We start from the raw sequence: 12,340 nt of genomic DNA, 5'->3' as shown, positions 1-12,340 counted from the left end.
CGAGTACAACATCCTTCAGCTAACCGGCCCACAGCTCTGCGATGACCCACGAACCCTGTCGGATTCGGCCTACCGGGGCGGACCAGTGTCGAACAAGCAAGAAGGAGTCGATATCGGGGCGTTCGGCGACCATGACACCACATGTCACGCTGTCACGACCACATGACCGGTTTGTTTATCGACGCCGAGACCGAATCGGCCAGAAATTTGTGCGGATGGCACAATGCCGTCGATGGTTTTTGTTCAACGGACGGAAGCGCGCATGGCGGCATACGGATCCCTGGTATGGGTGGGACAGGCGCTGGGCCCGCGCGTCGACGCCATCACCGCCGACCTCATCCGGGTGACCGAGCAGATGATTCCGCTCAACGACGTCGCCGCCGATCTGGCCGAGATGCGCGCCGCCAGCATCGCCGAGAACATCGCCGCCGTGCAGTACGTGCTGGCGAACAACATCGACCCGGCCACCGTCGGCCCGCCCCCCGGTGCCGCCGCCTACGCCCAACGGCTGGCCCGGCGAGGCGTGCCGCTGACGATTCTGCTGCGCGCCTACGGGCTGGGGCAGTACCGGGTCCTCGACGCGGCGATCGGGCTCGTTCTCGCCGTTCCCGGCCCTGACCAGCCCGCCCGGATCGCGGAGTTGCTCAAATTCGCGGGGACCTATCTGGATCGGCTCAATTCGTCGATGGGGCGGATCTACGAGGCGGAACGAGATCGCTGGCTCAGCAGTCGCCAAGCCGCGCGGCAGCAGTGGGTCGCGCGGCTGCTCGACAACGACGAGGTCGATGTCGCGGCCGCCGAGGAAGTGCTGGGCTATCGACTCGATCAGTGGCACCACGCGGCCGAAGTGTGGTCGACGGTCACCGGTGCGGAGGCGGTGCGCGCGCTCGAGCAGGCCCGACAGCTGCTGGCCGCGACGATGGGCACCGGTGGTGCCGAATTGGTCGCCGCGTCGGGCGACCGCGCCATGTGCCTGTGGTTCCCGACCGGACAGCTGTGCCCGGTCGAGGAACTCACCGCCCAGCTCGCAGCTTCCGGGTTGCCGGTGCGGGTCGCGCTCGGCCCGGTCGCCGAGGGGCTGCCCGGTTTCCGGCGCTCGGCCCGCAGCGCGGCACGAGCCAAGGCACTCGTCGTCTCGGCGGGGGAGACCGCGCCCCCCGTCGTCGACTACGACGCGATCGCACCCTTCGCGCTGCTGTCCGACGACCCGGACGAGCTGACCGGCCTCGTCCACCGCGTCCTTGGCCCCCTGGCCTGCGACGGCGCCAAGGTGGAACTCCTGCGCAACACTGTCGATGTGTTCCTCGCCGAAGGCGCCAGCTACTCCCGCACCGCCCGCGTCCTCGACGTCCACCGCAACACCGTCCAGTACCGCATCCAACAGGTCACCGGCCGCTACGGCATCGCCGTCGACACCGACACCTTCGAACTACGCTTCGCCCTTGGCATCTGCCGCTGGTACCCCCACGTCCTGACTCGGACAATCTGAGTCCGAGTGGTTTGTGCGTCCCGCACAGCTGATTCGTCAGCGCGGCGACCTACCCGCCGCGGTCCAGCTCGGCAGCGGCGCCGCGGTCGTGCTGCACGAGGTGCCACGACCGGAGCCGGGTGGGAATGGCTCGGACAGTGGCGATCTCGATAGCTGACCTTCATGATGGTCTGAAGAAAGATGAACGAGGTGGGGGAATGAACAAGAAGCTGAGCGCCGCTGTCGCGGCGCTGTTCGCCGGTGCTATCGCGGTGACCGGGTGCTCGAGCGACGCCGACGTGGTGTCGAAGAACCTGTCCAAGGAATCGGACCAGTTCAAGATCAACCGTCGCGTGGTGTTCTTCAACGGGATCACCGACAAGTACCTGCTGTCCATCGAGGGCAAGTGTTCGATCAAGGATGAGAACAACCAGCTCGAGGTGACGTGCAAGACCGGCGACGACGAATACAAGAAGCACTTTCTCGGCCTCTCGGACAACGTGAGCTACTTCGTCGAACAGCTCGAGGCCGCCGAGGTGAGCCGCTACCACTACAAGGTCATCTTCAAGCCCGAGGTCATCATTCCCGACGTCGACCGCCCCTGAGGGTGGTACACAGATCCGCGGGCGTTCCCGATGAGCGGGAAGGCAGGCACGCGGTGACCACGTCCCGGTCGTACGGTGGCGGCCGCGCGACGTAGCGGACGCTCACAGCCATTGCGAGCTCCTTCACGTCTGATCTGTCGATTCGACCAAGGAGCTCGATGTCTGCACCGCACCCCGACGATCCGGCCCGCCACCTCGCACGGTTGGCGGCGATCGAATCGATCACCGCGCTCAAACACCGCTACTTCCGTGCCTGCGACGCCAAAGACCCGGTCGGTTTCCGTGACTGTTTCGTCGCGGTCGGCTCGGTGCTGGACTACGGCACGCTCGGTACGACCGATGCCGACGGCATGGCCGCGGTCTTCGCGTCGATCGCGTTGCAGCAGGTGGACGGCAAGAACGCGATCCTCGACATGCACCACGGCGTACACCCCGACATCACCGTGCGCGAGGACGGGACCGCGAGCGGCCGATGGACGCTGCGCTTCCGTCAGGTCAACCTGATCGAGCGCACCGAGACCGTCGCGACCGGTGAGTACACCGACGAATACCGGGTGGAGGACGGGCACTGGAAGATCGCAACGTGCACGTTCCACCAGTTGTGGGCGATCACCCGCCCCCTCGACGACGCCACCCGGATCGCGCAGTAGGAGCGGACATGTCGAAGATCGCTCTGGTAACCGGCGCCAGCCGTGGCGTCGGCAAGGGAATCGCGCTGGCGCTCGGCACAGCAGGTTGGACGGTCTATCTGACCGGACGCGGCACCGAAGGTGGCGATGGACCCCTGGACGTCGCCGCCGCCGAAGTGAGCGCTCGCGGCGGCACCGGCATCGCCGTGCGCTGCGACCATCGCGACGACGCGCAGATCGCCGCGGTGTTCACCCGCATCGCCGCCGAGCAGGACGGGCTCGATCTGCTGGTCAACAACGTCTGGGCCAATCCCGACGGTTTCGCCGGATTCAGCGATCCGTTCTGGCGGCGGCCCGTCGCCGACTGGGACACCCTGATCGGAGTCGGTCTGCGGGCGCACTATGTGGCCTCGGTCGAAGCAGCACGGCTCATGGTGCCTCGCGGCAGCGGCGTCATCGCCAACATCTCCTCGTTCGGCACCCGCGGCTACCTGCACTCGGTGCTGTACGGGATGTCGAAGGCGGGGCTGGACAAGATGGCGGCCGACATGGCTGTAGAACTGCGCGACACCGGCGTGAGCACGCTGTCGCTGTGGCCCGGCATCGTGCGCACCGAGCAGGTACTGGCGATGGGCGTCGAGGACATCGAAGGGTTCCCGATCGCCGGCGCGGAGACACCGGAATTCGTCGGCCGGGTCGTCCTCGCCCTGGCCACCGACCCCGAGCTCCGCGCGCGCAGCGGCAGCACGGTGATCACCGCCGAGGCCGCCGTCGAATACGGGATCACCGATATCGACGGTGGACAGCCGGTCTCGCATCGTGCGGCATTCGGTGGTGGCGCGCTCTTCGGCGTCCGGTGAGACCGACGCATGCTGTGATCGCACGCACGGCAGATCACAGCATGCGCTGCCTGCCGTGCGCAGCGAACTCCGACTCCAACGCCTTCCGGTCCGCCTCGGTCATACGACCGTAGACCGGTCGGCCACGCCCCGCCCACCGGTATACCGCTTCATCGGTGCGCCACGCCTGTTCTTGCAGTTGCCGTTTGAGTACCTTGTTCGAACCCGTCACCGGAAGATTCGCCGAGACGCGCAGCAGGCGGGGGAGACCCTTGCTGCCGAGATCGGACTGCGCACAGAGGAATTCGGTGAACGCGCCGACATCGAAACCGACCGGATCGGCGACCTCGACGGCGGCCATCACCTGATCGCCCGAGCGCGGATCGGGCACCCCGAACACAGCGGCGGCGATGACAGCGGGATGACGGCGCAGGACCTGCTCGATCATCAGCGCCGAAGTGTTCTCGCCGTCCACCCGGATCCAGTCGCCCTTGCGGCCGGCGAAATACAGGAATCCGCCGGTGTCGACATAGCCGAGGTCCCCGGTCCAATACCAGCCGTTGCGCAAACGGTCGGCGTCGGCGACCTCGTTCTTGTAGTAGCCCTCGAACGCGAGCGCACCGGCCTTGTCGATCATCTCCCCGATGGCTTCATCAGGATTGCGGACCCGGCCGTACTCGTCGAGCTCGGCCCGCGCGCACTCCAGCAACGAATCCGGATTCACCACCGCCACACCGGCATGCGCGGGCCTGCCGAGCGCAGCGGGCGGTGCCGCCGGGTCCAGGGCAGCCAGGCTCGGCCCCTCGCTGGAGCCGTACCCCTCGAACAGCGTCGCCGCGAAGCGGCGCCGGAACTCGTCCTGATCGGCCACCGACGCCTCGGTGCCGAATCCGCGCACCAGCGAATTGTCGGAATCCGTCACGGCTTCGGGCGTGGCCAGCAGATACCCCAGCGCCTTGCCGACATAGGTGAAGTAGGTCGCGCCGAAATACCGAACGTCCGTAAGAAATTGTGACGCGGAGAATTTCGGGATCAGACAGACCGTCGCACCGACCGACAGCGCGGGCGCCCACAACGCCATGATCGCATTGCCGTGGAACAGCGGCATACAGCAGTAGTCCACGTCCTCGCGCACATGCCCGAACTTCGCCGTCGCCGCGTACGCGACCACCGACAGACGGCGCTGGGTACACCGCACCGCCTTCGACGCACCGGTGGTGCCGGACGTGAACAGCAACAGCAGCAACGAGTCCGGTCCGCCCACCGCCGAGGGCTGCCCACGGCAGGCATCGATCCGGGCGGCGTAACCGGGATCATCGACCAGCAGGAACCGATCCTCGGCCAGATCGAGATCCAGCTGCCGCAACCGCGCCATCCCCACCGCATCGGTGACGATCAGCTGACAGTCGACATACCGAACATCAGCAGCCAACTGGGCGTCACCCCGGGTCGGATTGAGCCCCGCCACCGCCGCACCTGACAGAGCCGCTGCGCCCAGCCAGAAGACGAAATCGGGCACATTGTCCAACAGCACCCCGATATGGAACGGGCCGTCGCGGCGCAGGGTGCGGGCGAGCTCCGCACGGGCAGCCGACTCCCGGACCACCGCATCCCAGCTCCACTCGGTGTCGCGGGTGCGCAGGCCGAGTCGCTGGTCACCGAGCCGGTCGAGCAGCATGGTCGCGATATCCGCCCGGCGCGCGCCCATCAGTGCGCCCCCGGGTAGATCTGCTTCAGGAAATCCTCGGTCACCGCACAATGATCATCGACAACCAGCCGCTCCAGCTCGTATTTGCGCAGGCTGCTGCGACTGGCGCCGAAGCCGGAGTAGTAGGTGCGCACGGTCATAAATCGGTAGCCGCTCAGGACGAAGCCGGATGTGCCGCCGCGGCGACTCCGGCTCGGCGACCGAAGAAGGTGCCGTCACCGAGCGACGTGCCGCTGATGTAGCCCCACGAATGCAGGCCCGAAGTAGCTCGGCCCGCGGCGAACAGGCCCGGTATCGGTGCGCCGTCCAGGTCGAGGACATGGCCGTCGACCGTGGTGTGCAGTCCACCGATGGTGAACACCTCAGCTCCGCCACGGCCCGCTTCGCCGTACTCGGGCGGGGCGATGCCGCGCTGGACGTCGATCGCGGCGAACGGTGACCGCAGCGGCCGCAGCCAGTGCGCCGCCTTGTGGAAGTAGGGGTCCTGCCCATCGGCCGCGTGCCGGTTGTATTCGGCGACCGTCGTCTCCAGCGCGCCGGACGGCATGCCGATCTGCTGCTCGAGGTCGTCGAGGGTCTCGGCCACGAAATGCGGTTGCACGCCCCACCGTTCGTTCTCCGGCACTTCCTCGTAGGCCTGCTCGTCCAGGATCACCCACACCTTCAAGCCGTGCTTGAACAACGCGGCCTGACCGACGAGCCCGGGATAGACGTCCTCGTTGATGAAGCGCCTGCCGATGTCGTCGACGATCATGCCGCGCACCATCATCCCCGGAATCAGCGAGATGCCGACCTGCGCGGCGGACATGTGCCGCACCGCCGCGCCCGCGGCCTGTGCCATCACGATGCCGCGCCCGTCGTCACCACCGTCGCTGTTGACACCGAGCCCGACCAGTTGCGGTGCGTGCTGAGCCACCATCGCGGCATTGTCGGCGAACCCGCCCGTGGTCACGACGACACCACGTCGAGCCCGGTAGGTGTAATACCGGCCGTACTGCTTCGCGACGACACCGACCACACGTCCGGCCTCGGTGACGAGACGGATCGCGTTGGTGTCGGTATGTACCGTCACAGCGGTCGCGGCGACGGCCTCGAACAGCTTCTGCATCAGCACCTTGCCACCGAAACCGTCGGAGGCGACCCGGTGCCCACGCGGCGACGGCTTCGCGAGATCGGCGAAGGGCCAAGCCTTTTCACCCATCCACATCAGACCGTCGTCGGTGGGCGGGACCCAGGTGGGGGAGTCCCACAGCGAGGGTTTGAACGGGACACCGTGGTCGACGAGCCACTGGTAGTGCCGTGCGCTCTCACGGCTGTAGAGGCCGACCTTCTCCCGGTCGGCGTCCGGTCCCAGCGCGGCCAGCAGGAACGCTTCCATGTCCTGTGCGGTGTCGTCGAACCCGCAGGCCCGCTGGATCTCGGTGCCGCCGCCCAGATACATCTCGCCACCCGACAGTGCCGACGATCCGCCGCCGCCACCCAGCTTCTCCAGCACGATGACATCGGCGCCCGCGGCGGATGATTCGAGTGCCGCGGCCGCACCGGCGCACCCGTATCCAATGATCAGAACATCGGTTTCGTAGTCGACCTGCTCGACATCGCCCGCATCGAGGGGCGCCACCGAATTGTGTGTGCTCATGACAACTCCCATCCACTGTGCTGCGCACGCTAGGAGTTCTCGCGCACGCCGGACGGGGGAGTGTCCACCCACCGGGAGACCGGCTGCCGATCAGCTGCTCGCTACCGGCAACCCTGCTTTTCGATCATTGAAGCGGGCCTTCTTCTGACGATTCCCGCACGTGTTCATGTCGCACCATTTGCGGGTGCGGCTCTGGCTGGTGTCAAAGAACGCCGCTCGACAGGTCGGCGATGCGCACAACGCCAGTTTTCCGTCTCGTTCGCCGGCGAGGATGCTGATCGCATCGGCGGCGATGACGCCCAGGGCGTCTTCCACGCAGGAATCCGAGTTGAGTCGCCAGAGCCGATTGCCCTCGGGCGTCAATACCGCGGACGCCCGGCCCTCGATGCTGCGGTCGTTGATGACGCGAACAGCAGACGCTGGGGGAGCGTCGTGCATCGCGGTCGCGGTCGCGGCGACGTGCATCGATTCTCTCAGTTCCCGGGCGAGTTCGAGCTGGGCGGTGGTGCAGGAGTTCACGGCCAGGCCGCTCACTGCCAGCCAGTCGACGAGTCGCTGCGGCGTGGGGATGCGCTCCACCGCGTCGCCGGAGCGCTCCGTCAGCGTCGCCGTGAAACTGGTTGCCAGCACAGTGCCGAGGCGGAAGTCGGGAAACTCAGCATGCATGGAACCACCTTAGCCGGTTGCGCGCCTGCACAAGACCATGTTAGAACCGTCTAAGACGGTTCACCTAGCGCAGGAGGTCTCATGCCCAGTCGGATCAGCGACGTCCACGCATTCGAAGCCCACGCAACCGACGCCGACCTCGACGATCTCCGCGCGCGCCTGGCAGCGGCGCGACTACCGGAGCCCGAAACGGTCTATCGCGCCGCACCCGACCCGCGCCGATGGGAGCAGGGGGTTCCGCTCGCCGACCTCGTCGAGGTCGTGAACTACTGGCGCACCGAATACAACTGGCGGTCGTTCGAAGAGCGCCTCAACCGGATCGGCCAGTTCCGCACAACCATCGACGGTCTGGGAGTCCACTTCCTGCACCGCCGATCCACGCGCGCCGATGCCACCGCGCTGATCATGACGCACGGCTGGCCGGGCAGCGTCGCCGAGTTCACCGACGTAGTAGACGAGTTGGCCGATCCGAAGGACGCGGACGCGCCGGCGTTCCACGTTGTCGTTCCCTCACTGCCCGGCTTCGGTTACAGCGACAAGCCGGCCACCACAGGCTGGGGGACCGAGAAGATCGCGGCCACCTGGGTGGAGTTGATGACAAGGCTCGGCTACCACCGGTTCCTGGCTCACGGCGGCGACTGGGGAGGCAATATCACCACGGTTCTCGGTGGCAGATTCCCGGCGCATGTTCTCGGCATCCACTCGACGTTCGCCGAGGCGCCGCCCGGGTTGACAACGGACGGGCTGACAACCGCCGAGCGCTCATGGGCCGAGGAGACTCGCGATTTCTGGCGGCACCGCGCGGCATACGCGAAGCAGCAGGCGACCCGACCGCAGACCATCGGCTACTCGCTCGTCGACTCACCGGTCGGACTGCTGGCCTGGATCCTCGACAAGTTCGCCGAGTGGACAGACACCGAAGACAGCCCGTTCGAGACGATGTCCATCGACCGGGTTCTTGACAACGTCACGCTGTACTGGCTGACGCGGACCGGCGCATCGGCGGCCCGCATCTACTACGAAAGCCACAACTCGCTCGACCCCGAACTTCGCGTCGACGTTCCGTCGGCAATCACCATGTATCCACGTGACATCGAGAAGTGTCCGCGGGTCTGGGCGCAAGAGCGGTACCGGCAGATCGTCCGATGGGCGGCGCCCGACCGTGGGGGACATTTCCCGTCGCTGGAGGTTCCCGAGTACTTCGTCAAGGACCTGAGGGAAGGTCTCGCAGCTGTACTGGCCGCCAGGGTAGTAACTACTTGACATAATGTGCATTATCGGCGTTTGAAGGCGGCCCGTCGGAGGGGGTTTTCGCGGATGTTTGCGCTGCATGCTGGGTTGCATCGCATGCCGACAGGCACTCGCTGTCGCTTCTCCGTGTTGTCGTGTGCCGCGCATCAGTACTTGCGTGGCCATACCTTGGAATGCGCGAAGAAAGCCGACGAAACCCGGATAATCTCGGATTGGTCGATTCATGACCGTTCGCGCTGAATGCGCCTATCGGCAAATCTGGGCCCGAATCCTCGGTAAACCGAACCGGCTGACTGAAGCCCGGCACTCCCCCTCCCACTTCCCCGCCCATTGTTTCGTCACAGTGACGAAACAATCGAGGGTGGCTGAATGGCGCACCGCATCGCCGATATCGCCATGATGCGGTGCGCGAAGAGGATCAAACCGGAACAGGGGTGAGCCGGCGCGATTCGATGGCCTTTTCGGAGCTGGTTTCCGGCGCGTTGTCGGCATCGGCGGTGAGGTACTTGTCGGGCAACGACAGCTTGGCGATCGTGCGCACGGTCAGAGCGTATTGACGGACCAGGCTGCCGGTGGTGTACGGCAGGCGGTATTCGGCCGCGAGTTTGCGTACTTCACGTTGAATTTCGGGGAGCCGGTTGCTCGGCAGGTCCGGGAACAGGTGGTGTTCGATTTGATGACTGAGCGTGCCGGAAAGGATGCGCATCAGGGGACCGACTTCGATATTCGCGCTGCCCAGGTACTGGCGCAAATACCATTCGCCGCGAGTCTCGCCCTCGATATCACGCTTGGTGAATTTCTCCGCGCCGTCGGGGAAATGCCCGCAGAAGGTGATGATCTGCTCCCACACGTTCTTGGTGAGATTGGCGGTGATGTTCGCGCGGATTGTCGATTTCCAGTTGCGCCCGGTCATCGCCGGGAAGATGACATAGTCCTTGAGCAGCTGCTTACCTGCCTTCTGGACGATTTCGTCGCGGGCCTGCCGGAACTTCTTCTTGTCCTTCTTGCCCGCCAGCACGCGCGGGATCTCCAGGTGGTACACGCACATGCCCAGCTCGTACAGCAGTGACACCGGGACGAGGTAGACGAAGTTGCCCAGGTGGTACGGACGCCAGCGCCGGTCACGGGTGATGCGCAGCAGCCCGTATCCTTCGTCGGGGTCCAGCCCGAGCACATTGGTGAAAACGTGGTGGCGGTAGTTGTGCGCTTCCTTCCAATGGGCGGCGGGCATGGAATGGTCCCATTCCCAGGTGGTGGAGTGGATTTCCGGATCGTTCATCCAGTCCCACTGGCCGTGCATGACGTTGTGCCCGATCTCCATGTTCTCGAGCACCTTCGACAGGGTGAGCAGGCCTGTCCCCCACCACCAGCTGCTTTTTCGGCCGGAGTCGAGCAGTACCAGCCGGGCGGCTATCTCGCACGTTCGCTGAACGCGGATGACTGTCTTGATGTATTGCGCGTCGCGTTCGCCCAGACTGGATTCGATCTGCCCGCGCAACGTGTCCAGGCGTTGCCCGAACTCTTCGATGTCGGTCGGCGTGAGATGTGTGTACGCCTCGACGTCAGATATAGCCATCTGCTGTGTTCAACCCCTGTTCCGGTGCCGCGCGCCGGGCGCGGTCCAGGTGAGAATACGAACTCACGGGGTTGATGCGGTGTCCTGCTCGGTATTTAGTTAGACGTAACAGCCGGGAGTCCTGGATTGGGTGTCAGTGACCAGCGGCGGGTTCGTAGATCTTGTCCACCTCGGTGGCGTACTTCTTCATGACCTCTGCTCGCTTGAGCGACATTTTCGGTGTCAGTTCGCCGGTGGCCTCGGTCCAGTCGACCGGCAGAATGCGGACTTTCTTGATCCCCTCGGCATGGGACACCGTCTTGTTGGTGTCGGCGAGGACCGCATCGATCTCGGCGATGAGATCCGGGTTCTCGATCAGGTCCTCGTTCGAGGTGTCGGCGGGCAGGTTGTGGTTGCGCTTCCACGCCGGGAGTATTTCGGGGTCGAGGGTGATCAGGGCGCCGACGAACGGACGGCCGTCACCGACCACCATCGCCTGGCTGATCAGCGGGTGGGTGCGCAGCGCGTCTTCCATCAGGCCCGGGGAGACGTTCTTTCCGCCCGCGGTGACGATGATTTCCTTCTTGCGGCCGGTGATGGTGAGGTATCCGTCGCGGTCGATGCTGCCGAGGTCGCCGGTCTGGAACCAGCCGTCGGCGAAGGCGTCTTCGGTGGCCTGGGGGTTGCCCCAGTACTCGCGGAAGACGACAGAGCCGCGGAGCAGCAGCTCGCCGTCGTCGGCGATCTTGACGGCGTGGCCCTCGGTCGGGCGCCCGACCGTGCCGACCCGGGTATCGGCCGGGGTGTTCACGGTGATCGCCGCGGTGGTTTCGGTGAGTCCGTAGCCCTCGTAGATGGGGATGCCGACACCCCGGAAGAAGTGACCGAGCCGCGCGCCGAGTGGTCCGCCTCCGGACACCGCCGCCTCGCATCGTCCGCCGAGGGCGAGACGCAGTGTGCGGTATACGAGTGTGTCGAACAGGGCGTGGCGCAGTCTGAGGACGATGCCGGGGCCGCCGGTGTCCAGGGACTCGCTCCAGGCGATGGCGGTCTCGGTGGCCAGGTCGAAGATCTTTCCCTTGCCGCCGGCGTGCGCCTTCTGCTTGGCCCCGTTGAAGACCTTTTCGAACACTCGCGGCACCGCCAGGATGAAATGCGGGCGGTAGCTGCCGAACTGGTCGACCAGCGTGGACCAGTCGGAGCTGAACGCGACGACCACCTTGGCGTCGAGCGCGGCCAGTGTCACCGCGCGCGCGAAGACGTGGGCGAGCGGCAGGAACATCAGGGTCTTGTTGCCCTCGGTGACGAACTCGCCCAGTGCGATTCGGTCGGATTTCGACTCGGCGTAGAGGTTGCCGTGGGTGAGGATCACGCCTTTGGGACGGCCGGTGGTGCCCGAGGTGTAGATCAGGGTGGCTGGGGATGTCGCGCCGACCTCGGCTCGGCGGGTGTGCACGGCCGCGTCGTCGAGGTGGGCGCCGCGCGTGGTCAATTCCTCGATGACGTCCTTGTCGATCTGCAGGATTTCTCGCAGTTCGGGCAGTGCGCGGTCGTCGATCTCCTCGATGGTCCGGCGGTGTTCGTCGCTGTCGACGATGAGCAGCGTTGTCGCGGAGTCCTGCAGGATCCACTTGGCCTGCTCGGCGGCGGAGCTGTCGTAGATGGCGACGGTGCAGCCGCCGGTGGCCCAGATGGCGTGGTCGAGCACGACCCACTCGTAGCGGGTGGGGGCCATGATGGCTACGCGGTCGCCGGGTCCGATGCCCGAGGCGATGAGGCCCTTCGACACGTCGGTGACGGTTCGGGCGAACTCGGCCGCGGTGACGTCGGTGAGTTCGCCGCTGCCGTTCGCGACGTTGAACAACACCGTGTGGGGTGAGTGCTCGGCGTGCAGGAACACGCTGTCGGAATTGTTCGCGTGCTCGGGAATGGTGTAGGAAGCCGGGGCTTCGAACTCGTGCATCACAGGGCCCTTCCACA

11 protein-coding genes are annotated in these 12,340 nt (G+C 65.8%); 5 read left to right on the top strand and 6 right to left on the bottom strand.

What is annotated here, in order from left to right; all coding sequences use genetic code 11:
* The first annotated feature begins 262 nt into the window (after positions 1 to 262).
* The 4 genes from ACFWFP_RS08190 (at position 263) to ACFWFP_RS08175 (ending at position 3,562) form a co-directional block, all read left to right on the top strand.
* A complete protein-coding gene (locus tag ACFWFP_RS08190; protein WP_379294005.1) occupies positions 263 to 1,489 on the top strand; it encodes a PucR family transcriptional regulator in 1,227 nt (408 codons plus the stop codon).
* Between the two features lie 197 nt (positions 1,490 to 1,686).
* Positions 1,687 to 2,073 (top strand): hypothetical protein, encoded by a 387-nt coding sequence (locus ACFWFP_RS08185; RefSeq protein ID WP_379294003.1) that lies wholly within the window; start codon positions 1,687 to 1,689, stop codon positions 2,071 to 2,073.
* A 158-nt stretch (positions 2,074 to 2,231) separates the two neighbouring features.
* Entirely contained in the window at positions 2,232 to 2,723 is a 492-nt protein-coding gene (locus ACFWFP_RS08180) for a nuclear transport factor 2 family protein (RefSeq protein WP_379294001.1), read from the top strand.
* Between the two features lie 8 nt (positions 2,724 to 2,731).
* A complete protein-coding gene (locus ACFWFP_RS08175) occupies positions 2,732 to 3,562 on the top strand; it encodes an SDR family NAD(P)-dependent oxidoreductase (protein ID WP_379293999.1) in 831 nt (276 codons plus the stop codon).
* A 34-nt stretch (positions 3,563 to 3,596) separates the two neighbouring features.
* Here ACFWFP_RS08175 and ACFWFP_RS08170 read toward each other — a convergent pair whose 3' ends face one another.
* From ACFWFP_RS08170 to ACFWFP_RS08155, 4 genes are all read right to left on the bottom strand, one after another.
* On the bottom strand, positions 3,597 to 5,249 hold the full coding sequence (locus ACFWFP_RS08170) for an AMP-binding protein (RefSeq protein WP_379293997.1): 1,653 nt from the start codon (positions 5,247 to 5,249) through the stop codon (positions 3,597 to 3,599).
* Positions 5,249 to 5,389 carry a hypothetical protein gene (locus ACFWFP_RS08165; RefSeq protein WP_379293996.1) on the bottom strand — a complete coding sequence of 47 codons (141 nt, stop codon included), beginning with the start codon at positions 5,387 to 5,389 and terminating at the stop codon, positions 5,249 to 5,251. Before ACFWFP_RS08165 ends, ACFWFP_RS08170 begins: the two co-directional genes overlap by 1 nt.
* Positions 5,390 to 5,403: 14 nt before the next feature.
* Positions 5,404 to 6,888, bottom strand: a complete 1,485-nt coding sequence (locus ACFWFP_RS08160; RefSeq protein ID WP_379293995.1) for an FAD-dependent oxidoreductase — start codon at positions 6,886 to 6,888, stop codon at positions 5,404 to 5,406.
* A 90-nt stretch (positions 6,889 to 6,978) separates the two neighbouring features.
* Entirely contained in the window at positions 6,979 to 7,554 is a 576-nt protein-coding gene (locus tag ACFWFP_RS08155) for a CGNR zinc finger domain-containing protein (protein WP_379293994.1), read from the bottom strand.
* Between the two features lie 81 nt (positions 7,555 to 7,635).
* Here ACFWFP_RS08155 and ACFWFP_RS08150 point away from each other — a divergent pair, with 81 nt between their 5' ends.
* Positions 7,636 to 8,817, top strand: a complete 1,182-nt coding sequence (locus ACFWFP_RS08150; RefSeq protein WP_379293993.1) for an epoxide hydrolase family protein — start codon at positions 7,636 to 7,638, stop codon at positions 8,815 to 8,817.
* Between the two features lie 406 nt (positions 8,818 to 9,223).
* Here the strand turns inward: ACFWFP_RS08150 and ACFWFP_RS08145 are convergent, their stop codons facing one another.
* Together ACFWFP_RS08145 and ACFWFP_RS08140 are read right to left on the bottom strand one after the other, a co-directional pair.
* Positions 9,224 to 10,381: a fatty acid desaturase family protein gene (locus ACFWFP_RS08145; RefSeq protein WP_379293992.1), complete on the bottom strand. Its 1,158-nt coding sequence runs from the start codon at positions 10,379 to 10,381 to the stop codon at positions 9,224 to 9,226.
* Positions 10,382 to 10,514: 133 nt separating this feature from the next.
* Complete coding sequence (locus tag ACFWFP_RS08140; RefSeq protein WP_379293990.1) at positions 10,515 to 12,323, bottom strand: AMP-dependent synthetase/ligase; 1,809 nt, start codon at positions 12,321 to 12,323, stop codon at positions 10,515 to 10,517.
* Positions 12,324 to 12,340 lie beyond the last annotated feature (17 nt).

This window comes from Nocardia sp. NPDC060249 (genome assembly GCF_042728755.1).
Lineage (GTDB): Bacteria > Actinomycetota > Actinomycetes > Mycobacteriales > Mycobacteriaceae > Nocardia.
The sequence above is the reverse complement of the archived record's forward strand: the minus strand, read 5'-3'. Positions and strand labels throughout refer to the sequence as shown.

Bases quoted from the DNA above. Each gene is read 5' to 3' on its own strand.
- ACFWFP_RS08165 (WP_379293996.1), bottom strand. From the start codon at position 5,389: ATGACCGTGCGCACCTACTACTCCGGCTTCGGCGCCAGTCGCAGCAGC.
- ACFWFP_RS08180 (WP_379294001.1), top strand. From the start codon at position 2,232: ATGTCTGCACCGCACCCCGACGATCCGGCCCGCCACCTCGCACGGTTG.
- ACFWFP_RS08140 (WP_379293990.1), bottom strand. From the start codon at position 12,323: ATGCACGAGTTCGAAGCCCCGGCTTCCTACACCATTCCCGAGCACGCG.
- ACFWFP_RS08155 (WP_379293994.1), bottom strand. From the start codon at position 7,554: ATGCATGCTGAGTTTCCCGACTTCCGCCTCGGCACTGTGCTGGCAACC.
- ACFWFP_RS08175 (WP_379293999.1), top strand. From the start codon at position 2,732: ATGTCGAAGATCGCTCTGGTAACCGGCGCCAGCCGTGGCGTCGGCAAG.
- ACFWFP_RS08185 (WP_379294003.1), top strand. From the start codon at position 1,687: ATGAACAAGAAGCTGAGCGCCGCTGTCGCGGCGCTGTTCGCCGGTGCT.
- ACFWFP_RS08170 (WP_379293997.1), bottom strand. From the start codon at position 5,249: ATGGGCGCGCGCCGGGCGGATATCGCGACCATGCTGCTCGACCGGCTC.
- ACFWFP_RS08190 (WP_379294005.1), top strand. From the start codon at position 263: ATGGCGGCATACGGATCCCTGGTATGGGTGGGACAGGCGCTGGGCCCG.
- ACFWFP_RS08160 (WP_379293995.1), bottom strand. From the start codon at position 6,888: ATGAGCACACACAATTCGGTGGCGCCCCTCGATGCGGGCGATGTCGAG.
- ACFWFP_RS08150 (WP_379293993.1), top strand. From the start codon at position 7,636: ATGCCCAGTCGGATCAGCGACGTCCACGCATTCGAAGCCCACGCAACC.
- ACFWFP_RS08145 (WP_379293992.1), bottom strand. From the start codon at position 10,381: ATGGCTATATCTGACGTCGAGGCGTACACACATCTCACGCCGACCGAC.